Below are 14,676 nucleotides of genomic sequence, written 5' to 3'. Positions count from 1 at the left end.
GCACCCACCCCGGGTTGACCGAATGTGGGATTCAGTCACTTCAAGTGACCGGATCCCACATTCGGTCGTTGGTGGGTGGGGTAGGAGGGAAGTCTGGGGGAACGGTCAGACGGAGTAGCCGCCGTCGACGTTGATCTTCTGGCCGCTGATGAAGCCGGCCTTCTCGCTCGCGAGGAAGCCGACCGCCTCGGCGATGTCCACGGCCGAGCCGAATCGGCCCAACGGGATCCGGCTCGTTGCCACGGCCAGCGCGCGCTCGTCCAGGTCGTCGCTGCCGATCAGGCGCTCCGCCATGCCGTCGGTGAGCATGCCCGGTCCGACCGCGTTGAACCGCACCCCGAACCGTCCCTCCTCGACCGCGAACGCCCGCACCAGCGCCTCCACGGCGCCCTTGGTCCCGGACGACAGGCCGTCCCGGACCGGGTAGCGGTCGGTGGCGGCGGTGGTCACCGCGACCACCGACCCGCCGGTCGCGCGCAGCGCGGGCAGGAATGCGTGGACGACGGCGAAGAACGCGGTGGCCTCGGCGTTCAGGTGCTCGGCGTAGGTCGCGGGGGAGACCTTCGACAGGTGCACCATCGGGATGTGCGGCCCGGCCGCGTGCACCAGCACCGCCGGATCGCCGAACTCGGCGCGCACCGTCTCGGCCCACTCGGCGACCGCGTCCGGATCGGTGAGGTCGACCCGGTCGGCGCGGGCGCGGCCGCCGGACGCGACCACGTCGGCGACGACTGCCTCGGCCCGGCTCGCGTTGGACCGGTAGGTCAGTGCCACGGGATGTCCCGCGGCGGCGAGGTTTTTGACGATCTCGATTCCGATTCCGCCGGACCCTCCGGTCACGACGGCACTGCGCGCTGACTCAACCATCCATTGACCCTAGCAATCGCTTGGTTGGTATGGTGGTGGGGTGACACCACCGTCCCGCACCGAAGAGTCCGCCACCAAATCCGGTCGCCGCGCCGAGCTGCTCGACCTCGCGGCCGGACTGTTCGCGGAACGAGGCACCCGCGCCACCACGGTCCGCGACATCGCCGACGCCGCCGGAATCCTGTCCGGCAGCCTCTACCACCACTTCGACTCCAAGGAGTCCATGGTCGACGAGATCCTGCGCGGATTCCTCGACGACCTGTTCGGCCGCTACCAGGTCATCACCAGCGCGGGTCTGGGCACCCGCGCGACCCTCGAGGCGCTGGTGGTCGCCTCGTTCGAGGCCATCGACAGCTCGCATGCGGCCGTCGCGATCTACCAGGACGAGGCCAAGCACCTCGTCGGCAACGAGCGGTTCGCGTACATCGCCCAGCGCAACCGGGAGTTCCGGACGCTGTGGGTGTCGGTCCTCGAATCCGGCGTCGCGGACGGCAGTTTCCGCCCCGACATCGACATCGAGCTCGCCTTCCGCTTCCTGCGGGACACCGTGTGGGTCGCGGTCCGGTGGTACCGGCCCGGTGGACCGAAGACCGCAGAATCCGTCGCCAAGCAGTACCTCGCCATCGTTCTCGACGGGCTGTCCAGCCCCGAGTCACGGTCCTAACCCGGAGGAGTTCCCATGCCCGAGGCATACATCGTCGATGCCATCCGCACCCCGATCGGAAAGAAGAACGGCGCCCTCGCCGGCGTCCACCCGATCGACCTCGGCGCCCACATCGTCAAGGCCCTCGTCGAGCGCACCGGCATCGACCCGTCCGAGGTCGACGACGTCGTGTTCGGTTGCGTCGACGCCATCGGCGGCCAGGCCGGCAACATCGCCCGGATGTCGTGGCTCGCGGCCGGGCTGCCGCAGCACGTGCCCGGCGTGACCGTCGACCGGCAGTGCGGGTCGAGCCAGCAGGCCATCCAGTTCGGCGCGCAGGCGATCCTCTCCGGCACCGCGGACCTGATCGTCGCCGGCGGCGTGCAGAACATGAGCCAGATCCCGATCTCGGCGGCGATGATCGTCGGCGAGCAGTACGGCTTCAGCACCCCGACCGCGGAGTCGAAGGGCTGGGCCGAGCGTTACGGCGACCAGGAGGTGTCCCAGTTCAAGGGCGCCGAGATGATCGCCGACAAGTGGGACATCAGCCGCGAAGAGCTCGAGAAGTGGGCCCTGCAGAGCCACGAGCGGGCCAAGGCGGCGATCGCCGCGGGCCGCTTCGACAACGAGATCGTCCCGCTCGGTGACGCCACCGTCGACGAGGGTCCGCGGGAGACCAGCCTCGAGAAGATGGCCGGGCTGAACGTGCTCGTCGAGGGCGGCAAGATGACCGCCGCCGTCGCCAGCCAGATCTCCGACGGCGCCAGCGCGCTGCTGCTCGCGTCGGAGGAGGCCGTCGCCAAGCACGGCCTCAAGCCCCGTGCCCGGATCCACCACATGAGCGCGCGCGGTGACGACCCGATCTTCATGCTGTCCGCTCCGATCCCGGCGACCCAGCACGCGCTGGCCAAGACCGGCCTGAGCATCGACGACATCGACCTGATCGAGATCAACGAGGCATTCGCCCCGGTCGTGCTGGCGTGGATCAAGGAGATCGGCGCCGACCCGGCGAAGGTCAACGTCAACGGCGGCGCGATCGCGCTCGGCCACCCGCTCGGCGCGACGGGCACCAAGCTGATGGCGACGCTGCTCAACGAGCTCGAGCGCACCGGCGGCCGCTACGGCCTGCTGACCATCTGCGAGGGTGGCGGCACCGCGAACGTCACCATCATCGAGCGCCTGGCACAGTAGCCGCGTTCGACCGACCCCGGAGGGCATTCCCGCGCAGCGGGGGTGCCCTCCGGTCGTTTCGGTGCGAGAACCGCCTGCAGCGCGGCGAAGGGTCCGCGTGGTGGTGGGATCGCTACCGCAGGGCGGCGATGACGGAGTGGAGGGCGTCGGCGAGGTGCTCGCACCACTCGTCGGCGCCCTCGTAGCCGTGCGCGACGCCCCGAATCATCGTGGCGGACACCAGCATGTCGAACACGATGCCCGCGGTGGTCTCGGCGCGCGCGCCCGCATCGGGGACCGCCTCGAGGATGCGTTCGACGAGTGCGGCGCGTGTCGGCGCCTCGGCGCGTTGCACGAGGCGCTCGTGCACGCCGTCGTGGTGGTGGTACGCCGACAGCAGTCCGGGGATCGCCGAGCGGGCGGCGGGGTGGGCGGTGCGGTCGAGGAACTTGCGGGTCCACGCCAGCAGATCGGCGCGCAGGTTGTCGGTGACCGGCGGGAGGGGATGGTCGTTATCCTCCTGCAGCCCGAAAACGGCGTCCTCGATGATCATTTCCCGAGTCGCCCACCTCCGGTAGATCGCCGGTGCGCTGACCCGGGCGCGGCGGGCGATCGCCTGGATGGTGGTCTTCTGGTATCCGGCCTCGACCAACAGTGCGACGGTGGCATCGAGCACCGCGAGGTCGACCTGCGGATCGCGCGGACGACCCGGCCCACCGGTCTCCTCACGATCACGCGTCAGCTTCACAGTGGCGGACATTACCGGAGACGGGGCCGCGGGCCGCCGAGATCGACACGGGTGCGGTCGTCGGCATGCCGGCCCGCACGGCTCGGTCGCGGATCCCGGGCAGGCTCGGGCGTCGGCGGGACCGGCGGGCCGGGACTAGGGTTGGGGCATGTGCCGAAACATCACCGAGTTGCGTGGGCTGGAGCCTGCTGCGACCGCGGAGGAGATCGAGGCCGCCGCGGTCCAGTACGTCCGGAAGGTCAGCGGAATCCACAAACTGTCCGATCACACCCGGGAGCCGTTCGAGCGGGCGGTCGCCGAGGTCACCGCGGCCACCGAACGCCTGCTCGACGCCCTGCCCGAGCGTCGTCAGCCCCCGCCGACCGTGCCGCCGCTGCGCCGCCCCGAGGTGCGGGCGCGGATCGAAGCGGCGGTCCGAAACGGCTGAGCCCCTGAAGCGGCGGGCCCCCGAAACGGCGGAAGGGCACCTTCGTCCGGTTCAACCGGACGAAGGTGCCCTTCGGTCAGGAGCGGTGGGGTGGTGCCCCGATCACGCCTTCAGCGCGCCGAGGGCGTCGATGCGCTTGACCGCGTCGGTGACGATGCGGTCGATCAGCTCCTGGCAGCTGGGCAGGTCGTCGATCATGCCGACCACCTGACCGGATGCCAGCACGCCCGCCTCGGTGTTGCCCTCGACCAGGCCGGCCTTGAGCAGCATCGGGGTGTTGGCGGCCATGATGATCTGCTGCCAGGTCCGGTCGCCGGACTTCTTCATCGCCAGCCCGTCCTTGACGAGCGTCGACCACTTCATGCCCGTCATCGACTTGAACTTCATCGCGTTCTTGCCGGCGGCGACGAGTCCCTTTGCGTAGCTGGACTTCTCGAGTGCGTTCACCAGGTCGGTGTTGAGCACGCGGTGCGGCATGCCGTCGACCTTCACGGACACGGTGGTGTCGGTCAGGCCGCGCTGGAGGTACTGCTGCTTGACCGAGTCCGGCACCGCCGAGTCGCTGGTGAGCAGGAAGCGGGTGCCCATCGCGACACCGGCCGCGCCGTACGACAGCGCCGCCGCGAGGCCGCGGCCGTCGAAGAAGCCGCCGCCGGCGATCACCGGGATGTCGACGGCGTCGAGGACGGACGGCAGCAGCAGCGTCGTCGCGACGCCGCCGGTGTGCCCGCCGCCCTCGCCGCCCTGCACGACCACCGCGTCGGCGCCCCACGAGGCGACCTTGACGGCGTGCTTGGCGGCACCGATCGAGGGGACCACGACGATGCCGTTGTCCTTGAGCTTGGCGATCAGGTCCTTCTTCGGCGCCAGCGCGAACGAGGCGACCTTGACGCCCTCGCGGATCAGCAGGTCGCACCGCTGCCCGGCGTCCGACGCGTCGGCGCGCATGTTGACGCCGAACGGCTTGTCGGTGAGCTGCTTGGTCTTCTTGATCGCCGCCTCGAGCTCGTCGTAGGTCATCGTCGCCGAGGCGAGGATGCCCAGTCCGCCGGCATTGCAGGTGGCCGCGGTCAGGCGCGGGCCGGACACCCAGCCCATGCCGGTCTGCACGATCGGGTGCTCGATGCCGACCAGCTCGGTGAGCGGGGTGCGGAGAACTTGCGGGCTCACGCCGAGACCTCGCGGTCGCGGAAGTTCTTCGGGTCGATCACCTCTCGGATGATGCGCAGCTCCTCGGCGGTCGGCTCGCGGGTGACACCCGCCTCGGCGAGCCCGGCCACCTCGAAGGAGGTGTTCTCGGCGACCTCTTCGGCGGTGACGCCGGGGTGCAGGGTGACGGCACGGAAGGTGCGGCCGGGACCCTGGAAGTCGAACACGCCGAGGTTGGTGATCACCTGGTAGTTGTTCAGGAAGCGGAACGCCGGGTTCTCCGGGTCCACCTTGTCGTAGCCGACACCGCACACCACGTCGACCTGATCGGCGAACACTCGCGTGGAGTGCTTTCCGACCCAGTAGCTGGTGGCGTGGTTGATGGAGTTGCCGGGGGCGCCGCGCAGGCCGAACATCTGGCGGGTCGGCTTGTCGAGCGGGCCGAACGCGGAGAGGTTCTGGTTGCCGAACTTGTCGATCTGGTTGGCGCCCATCACCACGTGGCGACGACCCGACGCGACCACGTCGAAGACCTTCGAGAACGGGATGTAGCCCTCGATCGGCGCGGAGGCGCCGATCGCCGGGGCCTCGGCGAGGATCAGGGCCTCACCGTCGGTGATGATCAGGTCCGGCTCGAAGGTGAGCTTCGCCAGGCGGGCACCGATGAGCGACATGGTCGACATGGGCGAGGCGAAGATCTCGCCGGCATCGGCGAACAGGTCGGCGCACGCGACTGCGCAGTACTCGGCGCGGGTTACCTCGGTCATGCGTTCTGCTCCTCTGCGAACTTGCGCACGGCGGCCTGGTAGTCGTCCTCGCTGCCGGACAGGTAGGTGTCGGCGAAGGCCTGCCATGCCTCAGGGGTCTTGGCGGACTCGGCGTAGTGGCGCTGGAACTTCTCGTCGCGCTTGTACCCGCCGGCGAAGGTGAAGTGCGCGCCGTTCGGGGCCTCTGTGACGGTGTCGACCATCGCGCGGTTCAGGATCAGGGCCTGGTTCGGGACGGACTTGACGAGTTCCTCGGTCGAGACGATCTTGTCGACGCTGAGGATGCGCTGCTCGGCCGCGAGGCAGAACAGGTCGTCGAAGTACGGGTCGACGCCGGTGTAGGCGGCGTTGCCGCGCTCGTCGGCCAGGTCCAGGTGGACCAGGGCGGCGTCGAGGTTCAGCGCGGGCATCGCGATGACGGACTCGATGCGGCCGTCGGCGTCCGGGTACGGGGACGCGACGGTCTTGAGCTCATCGCCCCAGACGGTCTGCGCATCCGAGCCGAGGCCGGCGCGGATCGGCATGAACGGCAGGCGCGCGGCGGCGGCCTGCAGGCCGGCCTTGACCATGCCCTCGTCCATCTCGCGGGACTCGATGGTCCCGGCGACGCGGGCCTGGGCGAACCAGGGGTCGTAGAAGGGGGCCGAGTCGAGGGACACGAAGCCGTAGTAGGCGCGCTTGACCTTGCCGGCGGAGATCAGCAGACCGAGGTCCGGGCCCAGGTAGCCGACGACGGTCAGGTCCTTGACGTCACTGCGAAGCAGGGCCCGCACGAGGGCCATCGGCTTGCGTCGCGAGCCCCAGCCGCCGATGCCGATGGTCATCCCGCTCTGGATGCCGGCGACGGCCTCGTCCAGTGAGCGGCGCTTGTCGCGCTTCTCGGCCATTAGTTGCCCTCTCCCTTGGGTGCGGTGGTGTTCGACTTCGGCTTGCCGGTGGCGACGAACTCGTCCCGGTGCTCGTCGGCGACGCCGGCCAGGTTCAGCTCGAAGGTGAAGCCCTGCTCGATCCGGTAGCTGGTGTGCACGTCCATCACGTCGATGCGGTTGATCGCTTCCTTGGCGCGCCGGATGACCCGGGTGTCCTTGGCGGCGATCTCGCCGGCGATCTTCAGCGCGCAGGCGTCGAGTTCGGCACGCGGGACCACGTCGTACACGGAACCGAAGTGCTTGAGGGTCTGGGCGTCGACGTTCTTCGCCGTGTAGTACAGCGTGCGCATCATGTGCTGGGGGACCAGGCGTGCGAGGTGCGTGGCCGCACCGAGTGCGCCGCGGTCCACCTCGGGCAGGCCGAAGATCGCGTCGTCGGACGCGACGATGACGTCCGCGTTGCCGACCAGGCCGATGCCGCCGCCGACGCAGAACCCGTTGACCGCCACCACGACCGGAACCTCGCAGTCGTAGACGGCGGAGAACGCTGCCGCGCAGCCGTGATTTGCCGCGATCAGGGCGCCGTGACCCTCGGTGGCCTGCATTTCCTTGATGTCGACGCCGGCGTTGAAGCCGCGTCCCTCGGCTCGCAGGATCACCACATGGGTGCTCATGTCCTTGCCGGCCTCGCGGATCGCGTCTGCCAGTTCGAACCATCCCGTCGAGGGGATGGCGTTCACGGGCGGGTAGTCGACGGTGACCGTGGTGATGCCGGCCCCGTCGGAAGTTGAGGTGATTCCCATCGTGTTTCCTTAGGTAGGTCGCCAAACCAAGCGATTGCTTGGTAAGTTAGCACACCTGCGGGCCGGGCTGGAGTCCGTTACCGGTGGAACGGAGGGCACCCCCGGCTCGCAGGCGAATCATCGGGCGACCGTGAGGGGGTCGCTGACAGCGGAGGTACGTGGTGGATCTGGGTCTGAGTGGCAGCGTCGTGCTCGTCACGGGTGGCGTGCGAGGTGTGGGGGCGGGCATCAGCCGCACGTTCCTGCGGGCGGGTGCGACGGTGGTGACGTGTGCCCGGCGCCCCGCGGACGAGCCGATCGAGGTGGACGGGCGTGCCGTCGACTTCATCGCCTGCGACGTCCGCGACCCCGAACAGGTGCAGGCGATGGTGGACACCATCGTCGAGCGGTACGGCCGTCTCGACGCCGTGGTCAACAACGCAGGCGGGTCGCCGTCCGCGCTGGCCTCCGAGGCGAGCCCCCGGTTCCACTCGAAGATCGTCGAGCTGAACCTGTTGTCGCCGTTGCTCGTCGCGCAGGCCGCGAACGCCGTGATGCAGGCTCAGGACGGTGGCGGCTCGATCGTGAACATCTCGAGCGTGAGTGGTTCGCGGCCGTCGCCGGGGACCGCCGCCTACGGCGCGGCCAAGGCCGGCATCGACAGTCTGTCGCAGTCCCTGGCGGTGGAGTGGGCGCCGAAGGTGCGGGTCAACTCGGTCGTCGTCGGGATGGTGGAGACGGAGCAGTCGCACCTGTTCTACGGCGACGACGCGGGTGTGGCGGCGGTCGGCGAGACCGTCCCGCTGGGCAGGCTCGCCCGCCCCGACGACATCGGGAACTGTGCAGCATTCCTGGCATCGCCGCTGGCGTCCTACGTCAGCGGCTCGACCCTGACCGTCCACGGTGGCGGTGAGCGCCCCGCCTTCCTGGCGGCGGCAACAACGGAGGAGAACAAGTGAGCGGACTGGTAGACGGTCGCGTCGTCATCGTGACGGGCGCGGGCCGCGGCATCGGACGGGCGCACGCACTGGCGTTCGCGGCTGAGGGTGCGAAGGTCGTCGTCAACGACATCGGCGTCGGCAGTGACGGCACCGCCACCGGCGAGAGCCCCGGTGAGCAGGTCGTCGCCGAGATCATCGCGGCCGGCGGCCAGGCGGTCGTCAACGGCGACGACGTCGCGGACTGGGAGGGTGCCCAGAACCTGATCAAGACGGCGCTCGACACCTTCGGCGGCCTGGACGTGCTGGTCAACAACGCGGGCTTCCTGCGCGACCGGATGCTCGTCGGCATGAGCGAGGAGGAGTGGGACTCGGTGATCCGGGTGCACCTCAAGGGGCACTTCGCGCCGCTGCGTCACGCCGCCGCCTACTGGCGCGCCGAGTCCAAGGCCGGACGTCCGGTCGACGCCCGGATCATCAACACCAGCTCGGGCGCAGGCCTGCAGGGCTCCATCGGCCAGGGCAACTACGCCGCGGCCAAGGCCGGCATCGCCGAGATGACGATCCAGGCGGCCGCCGAGCTGAAGAACTACGGCGTCTCGGTCAACGCGATCGCCCCGTCCGCGCGTACCCGCATGACCGTCGGTGCCGGTGGCGCGATGGCCGAGGCGATGGCCGCTCCGGAGGAGGGCTTCGACGCGATGGCGCCGGAGAACGTCTCCCCGCTGGTCGTGTGGCTCGGCTCCGCCGAGTCGAAGGACGTCACCGGCCGCGTCTTCGAGGTCGAGGGCGGCAAGGTCACCGTCGCCGAGGGCTGGCGCCACGGACCCGCCCAGGACAAGGGCGAGCGTTGGGATCCGAAGGAACTGGGCCCGGTCGTCGCGGACCTGCTGGCGAAGGCCGAGGTGCCGACGCCCGTCTACGGCGCGTAGGCGGCTCCGCCGTCCGTGAGTCCCTTTGGCCCGCTGAAGGGCCAAAGGACTCACGGACGCGTAGCGCCTATCCGGCGGGAGTGCGAACGACGACGACGGTGCCGGGGAAGTAGGCGGCCAACTCGGTGCGCGACTGCTTGAGGGCGGCGGTGCCGTAGCCGTGCTTGCGGGACTGCGGCGCGACCCACACCGCGATGTCGACCTCCTGGCCCGTCAGTTCGCCGAACACCAGGCCGACACCGCGCGGGGCGTCGCCGCTGACGTCCTCGCACACGAACCATGCCGCCGTCTCGTCGTCGACCCGGCGCAGGCCGTCCGCGCGTTCGGCCGCCACCCGGTCCGCAGACCAGGGCTTGCCGTCGTCTCCGAACTGTTCCTCGGAGCGCAGCCGGAACAACTCGGCATCGGTGTCGCTGGCGCTGAACGGTCGCAGCCGGACCCCGCCGCCGGTCGCGGCGGGCCGCTGCTCCGGCAGCCACTTCAGCGTCGCGTCCAGGTTCTGGACCTCGTCGCGCAGCCGGTCCCGCTCGAGCCTCGTCAGGCGTCCCAGCTGAAGCCCGAGCACGATCTCCGCGTTCGCGGAGGTGGAGCCGAGCAACCCGCTGACGGCCCGTACCGCGCCCTCGTGGTCGTCACTGTCGACGATCGCGTCGAGGATCTCGTGCCGCATCTCGAGCGCCTTGAGAAGCGCCTTCGCGAGCTCGCGTCGGTCCAGGATCTGATCTTGGGGGCCGGCCGTCATGCGAATCTCTCCCTCATCCGGTTGGGCAAACAGTGCGCGATTCATCTCGCATTGTCTGCCACCGGGCGCGGAATTTCTACGAGCACACGACGACGGGGATCTTCCGATCGGTCCACGCCTGGTAGTCGTCGAACTCCGGGTACATCGCCACCAGCTTCGGCCACAGGTCGGCGTGTTCGTCGTCGTCGGCCACGTGGGCCACGAGATTGTGTACCTGCGAACGGATCTGGATCGTCACGTTCGGGTCGGCCTTCAGGTTCAGGTACCACAGCGGGTTCTTCGGCTGGCCGCCCTGCGACGCGACGAGAACGATCTTCCCGCCGTCCTCGAGGAACAGCAGCGGGCTCACGCGCGGCTCACCGGACTTGCGTCCGGTCGTCGTGAGCAGGCAGATCGGCAGCCCCGTCTTCGCGGCGCTGCCGACCCGCCACTTGCCGCCGATGCGCCCACCGGTCACCCGATACGCGACCACGTTCGACTTCGACATCCACTTGATCATCGAGCGGGTGAACTTCGTGTCGAGCAACGGTGGGCGGTTCATCGCGGCGTCAGATCCTCTCGATGATGGTGCCCGTCGCGAGCGCGCCACCGGCGCACATCGTGATCAGGGCGGTCGAGGCGTCACGACGCTCGAGTTCGTGCAGGGCGGTGGTGATCAGCCGGGAACCGGTGCTGCCGACGGGGTGGCCGAGGGCGATCGCGCCGCCGTTGACGTTGACCTTGTCCATGTCGGGACCGTGCACCTGCGCCCAGGACAGGACGACCGATGCGAAGGCCTCGTTGATCTCGAACAGGTCGAGATCGCCGATCTGCATGCCGGCCTTCTCGAGGACCTTCGTGGTGGCCTGGACGGGGCCGTCGAGGTGGTACTCGGGCTCGGCGCCGACGAGCACCTGGGAAACGATGCGGGCGCGGGGCTTGAGGCCGAGGGCGAGGGCGCGGTCGGAGTCCATCAGCAGCACCGCGGCGGCGCCGTCGGAGATCTGCGAGGAGGTGCCGGCGGTGTGGATGGCGCCCTCCATCACGGGCTTGAGTCCGGCGAGCCCCTCGGCAGTGGTCTCACGCAGGCCCTGGTCGCGGGTGACGGTCTGCCACTCGCCGGTCGGGCCGGTCTCCTTGTCGACGACCGGTGCCTTGACCGCGAGGACCTCGCGGTCGAACCGGCCCTCGTCCCAGGCCTGCTTCGCTCGGGCCTGGGACTGCACGCCCAGGACCTCGAGATCCGCGCGGGTAAGTCCGCGGCGGCGGGCGATCCGCTCGGCCGCCTCGAACTGCGCGGGCATGTCGATGTCCCACGACTCGGGGCGGCGCGGACCCGCGTGGTCGCCTGCGACGTTCGCGCCGAGCGGGACCTGGCTCATCTGCTCGACACCGCACGCGACGCCGACCTCGATGGCGCCGGTGGCGATGAGGCCGGCGATGAGGTGGTTGGCCTGCTGCGCGGAGCCGCACTGGCAGTCGATGGTGGTCGCGCCGACCTGCCAGGGCAGTCCGGCGGCGAGCCATGCGGTGCGGGTGATGTTGTTGGACTGTGCGCCGACCTGGGTGACGCAGCCGCCGATGGCCTGCTCGACGAGGAGGGGGTCGATTCCGGCGCGCTCGAGCAGACCGGTCTGCACGGCACCGAGGGTGTCGGCTGCGTGCAGGCCGGACAGCCAGCCGCCGCGCCTTCCGATCGGGGTCCGGACGGCCTCGACGATTACTGGTGTGCCCACTGCGGGCTCCTTTCCATCTGTACTTCAAAAAGTAGAACAGGTTCCCCAGCGCGGCAAGGACTCTGGTGTGAGATCTTCCCTAGATCGAGGGGGTGTGCTTCAATATTATTAGAACGTGTTACAGATCACTTTGCGACATGGTTCGCGAGGGCAGGAGACAGCAGTGGCACAGCCCAACATTCCCGCGGGATTCGACTTTACGGATCCCGACATCTACGCACACCGGCTCCCGGTCGAGGAGCTCGCCGAGGTCCGCAAGACCCAGCCGGTGTACTGGGTCGAGCAGCCCGACGGTGTCGGTGGCTTCAACGACGGTGGCTACTGGTTGGTCACCCGACACGAGGACATCCGGGACGTCTCGATGCGCAGCGACGTGTTCTCCACCTGGGAGAACACCGCGATCCCGCGCTTCGCCGACGACATTCCTCGTGAGGCCATCGAACTGCAGCGGTTCGTGCTGCTGAACAAGGACGCGCCGGAGCACACCAAGCTGCGCAAGCTGGTCTCCCGCGGCTTCACCCCGCGCGCCATCAACGGGCTCAAGGACGAGCTGCAGGACCGCGCCGAATCCATCGTGAAGGCCGCCGCCGCGGAGGGCAGCGGTGACTTCGTCACCCAGGTCGCGGCGGAGCTGCCGCTGCAGGCCATCGCCGAGCTGATCGGTGTGCCGCAGGAGGATCGCGGAAAGCTGTTCGACTGGTCCAACCAGATGACCTCCTATGACGACCCGGACAACGACATGGACCCGGCGGCCGCGTCCATGGAGGTCCTCGGTTACGCCTACCAGCTCGCCGAGGCCCGCAAGGCCAACCCCGGCGACGACATCGTCACCACGCTGATCGAGGCGGACGTCGACGGCGAGGCGCTCACCGCCGAGGAGTTCGGCTTCTTCGTGATCGTGCTCGCGGTGGCCGGCAACGAGACCACGCGCAATGCAACCACGCACGGCATGAAGGCGTTCATGGACAATCCCGAACAGTGGGAGCTGTACAAGAAGGAGCGCCCGAAGACCACCGCCGACGAGATCATCCGCTGGGCCACCCCGGTTGCCGCCTTCCAGCGCACCGCGCTCGAGGACACCGAGGTCGGCGGCGTCGCGATCAAGAAGGGTCAGCGCGTGGTGATGAACTACGTGTCGGCCAACTTCGACGAGGAGGTGTTCGAGAACCCGCACACGTTCGACATCCTCCGCGACCCGAACCCGCACCTGTCGTTCGGCGGCACCGGCGCCCACTACTGCCTCGGCGCCAACCTCGCCCGCATGGAGATCGACCTGATCTTCAACGCCATCGCGGACTTCCTGCCGGACATCGTCGAGGTCGCCAACCCGCGGCGCCTGCGTTCCGGTTGGCTCAACGGCCTCAAGGAATACCAGGTGGATTACAAGACCCAGGGCACCGGTGGGGGTTGCCCGGTCGCGCACTAGCAGCTCGATGAGGGCGAGCTGACAGGAGCGCGAAGCAGCGCCGGTGGAACCGCACGGTTCCGCCGGCGCTGCTGGCTTTCCACGGTCCGACCTCCATGGCCTGACAGGCCGTCGGACCGCGGAGACATGACGAAGGGCCGCAACCCGTTCCGGGTTGCGGCCCTTCGTGTGTCCTGCTGTGGTCTACAGCTTCTTCAGGGTCTTCATCGCCCGCTCGACTTCCCAGAAGGCCCGCAGCGACTGCAGCCTTCCCTCGTCGTTGACGCGGTAGACGAACACGCCCTCCGCGTCGACCTGGGCGCCGGCCATCACCGTGCGGATCCGGCCGATGTTCACCACCTCGTTCCCGCAGAGCAACTGATCGTCGATGATGAACTCGAGCGAGTCCGTGTTCGCGATGGTCATGTCGTAGAACTTCGAGATCGCCTCGCGGCCGTGGTGTCCCTTGCCCTCGGGGTCGAAACCCGAAGGGCCGACCGGGTCCTCGACCCAGCCGTCCTCGGCGAACAGGTCCAGCCACTCCTGTTTGCGCTTGCCACTGGCAGCGGACTGCGATGCGCGCGAGGCGATCAGGGCCGGATGCTCGCCGCCGCCGGCGGCGGCCCGGGTTTCGGTGGTCTCGGTCATCTCGCTCCTAGTGGATGTTCTCGGCGGCGAACTTGCGCAGCGAGTCCTGTTTGGCCTCGAGCGGACCGTCGAAGGGGACCCCGTCGAACAGCCACGGAACGACGATGGCGTCGGTGATGCCCGCCTCGGCCATCTCGGCGTAGCCGTCCTTGCCGAACCGGTCGATGCACACCGCCTGGATCTCGAACGGCTCGTTCTCCCGGCCGTATTCGGCCCGCAGGTCGTCGAGCTTGCGCTTCGTCTCGACCAGATCCCGGAACTTCATCATCGCGGACGTCCAGCCGTCGCCGACCCGGGCCGCGCGCTTGAGCGCCACCCCGGTGTGGCCGCCGACGTAGAACGGCACCGGCTTGCTCGGTGCCGGGCTCATCTGCAGCCGATCGAAGTCGAAGAACTCGCCGTGGTACTCGACCATGCCCCCGGCGAGGACCAACTTGATGACCTCGATCATCTCGTCGACGCGGGCGCCGCGCTTCGCGTACGGCACCCCGCACCACTCGAACTCCTCCGGCGCCCAACCGATCCCGACGCCGAATCCGAAGCGGTTGTTCGTCAGGTTCGCCACCGAGCCGACCTGCCGGGCCAACAGCAGCGGATTGCGGGAGCCCAGTTTGAGGACGTTGGTGTAGAAGCCGATCGTCGAGGTGGCGGTGCCCATCGCCGCGGCGGCGACCAGCGGGTCCACCCACGGGGTCTCGGCGTTCCACATCCGGGAGCCGTCCGGGGTGTACGGGTAGTCCGCTGCCGCGGTCTCCATGTAGAACAGCGAGTCCGGCAGACCGATGTTCGCGAACCCGCACTCCTCCGCGGTCTGCGCGAGCGGCACCAACTGCTCGAGCGGACTCATCGCGATTCCGACGGTGAACTTCACGAG

Annotated in this window: 17 protein-coding genes; 6 read left to right on the top strand and 11 right to left on the bottom strand. The window is 69.0% G+C overall.

Going from position 1 to position 14,676, the window contains the following annotated elements:
* Positions 1-105: 105 nt before the first annotated feature.
* Positions 106-867, bottom strand: a complete 762-nt coding sequence (locus tag ACWDUM_RS05295; protein ID WP_450133140.1) for an SDR family NAD(P)-dependent oxidoreductase — start codon at positions 865-867, stop codon at positions 106-108.
* 40 nt (positions 868-907) lie between these two features.
* Here ACWDUM_RS05295 and ACWDUM_RS05290 point away from each other — a divergent pair, with 40 nt between their 5' ends.
* Together ACWDUM_RS05290 and ACWDUM_RS05285 are read left to right on the top strand one after the other, a co-directional pair.
* The gene (locus tag ACWDUM_RS05290) at positions 908-1,531 is read left to right on the top strand and encodes a TetR/AcrR family transcriptional regulator (protein WP_450133139.1); all 624 of its coding nucleotides are present in this window, start codon (positions 908-910) and stop codon (positions 1,529-1,531) included.
* A gap of 15 nt (positions 1,532-1,546) precedes the next feature.
* Positions 1,547-2,701 carry an acetyl-CoA C-acetyltransferase gene (locus ACWDUM_RS05285; RefSeq protein ID WP_450116874.1) on the top strand — a complete coding sequence of 385 codons (1,155 nt, stop codon included), beginning with the start codon at positions 1,547-1,549 and terminating at the stop codon, positions 2,699-2,701.
* 112 nt (positions 2,702-2,813) lie between these two features.
* Here the strand turns inward: ACWDUM_RS05285 and ACWDUM_RS05280 are convergent, their stop codons facing one another.
* On the bottom strand, positions 2,814-3,440 hold the full coding sequence (locus ACWDUM_RS05280; RefSeq protein ID WP_450133138.1) for a TetR/AcrR family transcriptional regulator: 627 nt from the start codon (positions 3,438-3,440) through the stop codon (positions 2,814-2,816).
* Positions 3,441-3,576: 136 nt separating this feature from the next.
* Between ACWDUM_RS05280 and ACWDUM_RS05275 the strand changes: the two genes are divergently transcribed.
* Complete coding sequence (locus ACWDUM_RS05275) at positions 3,577-3,855, top strand: DUF2277 domain-containing protein (RefSeq protein ID WP_450116876.1); 279 nt, start codon at positions 3,577-3,579, stop codon at positions 3,853-3,855.
* A gap of 102 nt (positions 3,856-3,957) precedes the next feature.
* On the opposite strand, the gene ACWDUM_RS05270 is transcribed toward ACWDUM_RS05275, so the two are convergent.
* From ACWDUM_RS05270 to echA20, 4 genes are read right to left on the bottom strand one after another with little or no spacing between them, the layout of a single operon-like run.
* Positions 3,958-5,025 (bottom strand): NAD(P)H-dependent flavin oxidoreductase, encoded by a 1,068-nt coding sequence (locus tag ACWDUM_RS05270; RefSeq protein ID WP_450116877.1) that lies wholly within the window; start codon positions 5,023-5,025, stop codon positions 3,958-3,960.
* Positions 5,022-5,771, bottom strand: a complete 750-nt coding sequence (locus tag ACWDUM_RS05265) for a CoA-transferase subunit beta (protein ID WP_450133137.1) — start codon at positions 5,769-5,771, stop codon at positions 5,022-5,024. Before ACWDUM_RS05265 ends, ACWDUM_RS05270 begins: the two co-directional genes overlap by 4 nt.
* Positions 5,768-6,658 (bottom strand): CoA transferase subunit A, encoded by an 891-nt coding sequence (locus ACWDUM_RS05260; protein ID WP_450133136.1) that lies wholly within the window; start codon positions 6,656-6,658, stop codon positions 5,768-5,770. Before ACWDUM_RS05260 ends, ACWDUM_RS05265 begins: the two co-directional genes overlap by 4 nt.
* Positions 6,658-7,443 (bottom strand): (7aS)-7a-methyl-1,5-dioxo-2,3,5,6,7,7a-hexahydro-1H-indene-carboxyl-CoA hydrolase, encoded by a 786-nt coding sequence (echA20, locus tag ACWDUM_RS05255; RefSeq protein ID WP_450133135.1) that lies wholly within the window; start codon positions 7,441-7,443, stop codon positions 6,658-6,660. The genes ACWDUM_RS05260 and echA20 overlap by 1 nt, the downstream gene beginning before the upstream one ends.
* A gap of 161 nt (positions 7,444-7,604) precedes the next feature.
* Between echA20 and ACWDUM_RS05250 the strand changes: the two genes are divergently transcribed.
* Positions 7,605-8,381, top strand: a complete 777-nt coding sequence (locus ACWDUM_RS05250; RefSeq protein WP_450133134.1) for an SDR family oxidoreductase — start codon at positions 7,605-7,607, stop codon at positions 8,379-8,381.
* Positions 8,378-9,292 carry an SDR family oxidoreductase gene (locus ACWDUM_RS05245; RefSeq protein WP_450116881.1) on the top strand — a complete coding sequence of 305 codons (915 nt, stop codon included), beginning with the start codon at positions 8,378-8,380 and terminating at the stop codon, positions 9,290-9,292. Before ACWDUM_RS05250 ends, ACWDUM_RS05245 begins: the two co-directional genes overlap by 4 nt.
* Positions 9,293-9,359: 67 nt before the next feature.
* Here the strand turns inward: ACWDUM_RS05245 and ACWDUM_RS05240 are convergent, their stop codons facing one another.
* From ACWDUM_RS05240 to ACWDUM_RS05230, 3 genes are all read right to left on the bottom strand, one after another.
* Entirely contained in the window at positions 9,360-10,034 is a 675-nt protein-coding gene (locus tag ACWDUM_RS05240; RefSeq protein WP_450133133.1) for a GNAT family N-acetyltransferase, read from the bottom strand.
* A gap of 76 nt (positions 10,035-10,110) precedes the next feature.
* The gene (locus ACWDUM_RS05235) at positions 10,111-10,575 is read right to left on the bottom strand and encodes a nitroreductase family deazaflavin-dependent oxidoreductase (protein WP_450116883.1); all 465 of its coding nucleotides are present in this window, start codon (positions 10,573-10,575) and stop codon (positions 10,111-10,113) included.
* 7 nt (positions 10,576-10,582) lie between these two features.
* Positions 10,583-11,749, bottom strand: coding sequence for a steroid 3-ketoacyl-CoA thiolase (locus ACWDUM_RS05230; RefSeq protein WP_450116884.1), 1,167 nt, complete (start codon positions 11,747-11,749; stop codon positions 10,583-10,585).
* Between the two features lie 163 nt (positions 11,750-11,912).
* Between ACWDUM_RS05230 and ACWDUM_RS05225 the strand changes: the two genes are divergently transcribed.
* Entirely contained in the window at positions 11,913-13,175 is a 1,263-nt protein-coding gene (locus tag ACWDUM_RS05225; protein WP_450133132.1) for a cytochrome P450, read from the top strand.
* A 183-nt stretch (positions 13,176-13,358) separates the two neighbouring features.
* On the opposite strand, the gene ACWDUM_RS05220 is transcribed toward ACWDUM_RS05225, so the two are convergent.
* Both ACWDUM_RS05220 and ACWDUM_RS05215 read right to left on the bottom strand, forming a co-directional pair.
* On the bottom strand, positions 13,359-13,802 hold the full coding sequence (locus ACWDUM_RS05220; protein WP_450133131.1) for a nuclear transport factor 2 family protein: 444 nt from the start codon (positions 13,800-13,802) through the stop codon (positions 13,359-13,361).
* 7 nt (positions 13,803-13,809) lie between these two features.
* Positions 13,810-14,673 (bottom strand): TIGR03619 family F420-dependent LLM class oxidoreductase, encoded by an 864-nt coding sequence (locus ACWDUM_RS05215; protein WP_450117229.1) that lies wholly within the window; start codon positions 14,671-14,673, stop codon positions 13,810-13,812.
* Positions 14,674-14,676 lie beyond the last annotated feature (3 nt).

The sequence above is a fragment of the Rhodococcus sp. NPDC003322 genome, assembly GCF_053589555.1.
Note: the sequence above shows the minus strand (reverse complement) of the source record. Positions and strands in the feature narration are given on the sequence as shown.

What these genes read in the sequence shown, in the direction of transcription:
- ACWDUM_RS05265 (WP_450133137.1), bottom strand. Translation starts at nt 5,771, where the DNA reads ATGACCGAGGTAACCCGCGCCGAGTACTGCGCAGTCGCGTGCGCCGAC.
- ACWDUM_RS05295 (WP_450133140.1), bottom strand. Translation starts at nt 867, where the DNA reads ATGGTTGAGTCAGCGCGCAGTGCCGTCGTGACCGGAGGGTCCGGCGGA.
- ACWDUM_RS05260 (WP_450133136.1), bottom strand. Translation starts at nt 6,658, where the DNA reads ATGGCCGAGAAGCGCGACAAGCGCCGCTCACTGGACGAGGCCGTCGCC.
- ACWDUM_RS05240 (WP_450133133.1), bottom strand. Translation starts at nt 10,034, where the DNA reads ATGACGGCCGGCCCCCAAGATCAGATCCTGGACCGACGCGAGCTCGCG.
- ACWDUM_RS05220 (WP_450133131.1), bottom strand. Translation starts at nt 13,802, where the DNA reads ATGACCGAGACCACCGAAACCCGGGCCGCCGCCGGCGGCGGCGAGCAT.
- ACWDUM_RS05275 (WP_450116876.1), top strand. Translation starts at nt 3,577, where the DNA reads ATGTGCCGAAACATCACCGAGTTGCGTGGGCTGGAGCCTGCTGCGACC.
- echA20 (WP_450133135.1), bottom strand. Translation starts at nt 7,443, where the DNA reads ATGGGAATCACCTCAACTTCCGACGGGGCCGGCATCACCACGGTCACC.
- ACWDUM_RS05280 (WP_450133138.1), bottom strand. Translation starts at nt 3,440, where the DNA reads ATGTCCGCCACTGTGAAGCTGACGCGTGATCGTGAGGAGACCGGTGGG.
- ACWDUM_RS05235 (WP_450116883.1), bottom strand. Translation starts at nt 10,575, where the DNA reads ATGAACCGCCCACCGTTGCTCGACACGAAGTTCACCCGCTCGATGATC.
- ACWDUM_RS05285 (WP_450116874.1), top strand. Translation starts at nt 1,547, where the DNA reads ATGCCCGAGGCATACATCGTCGATGCCATCCGCACCCCGATCGGAAAG.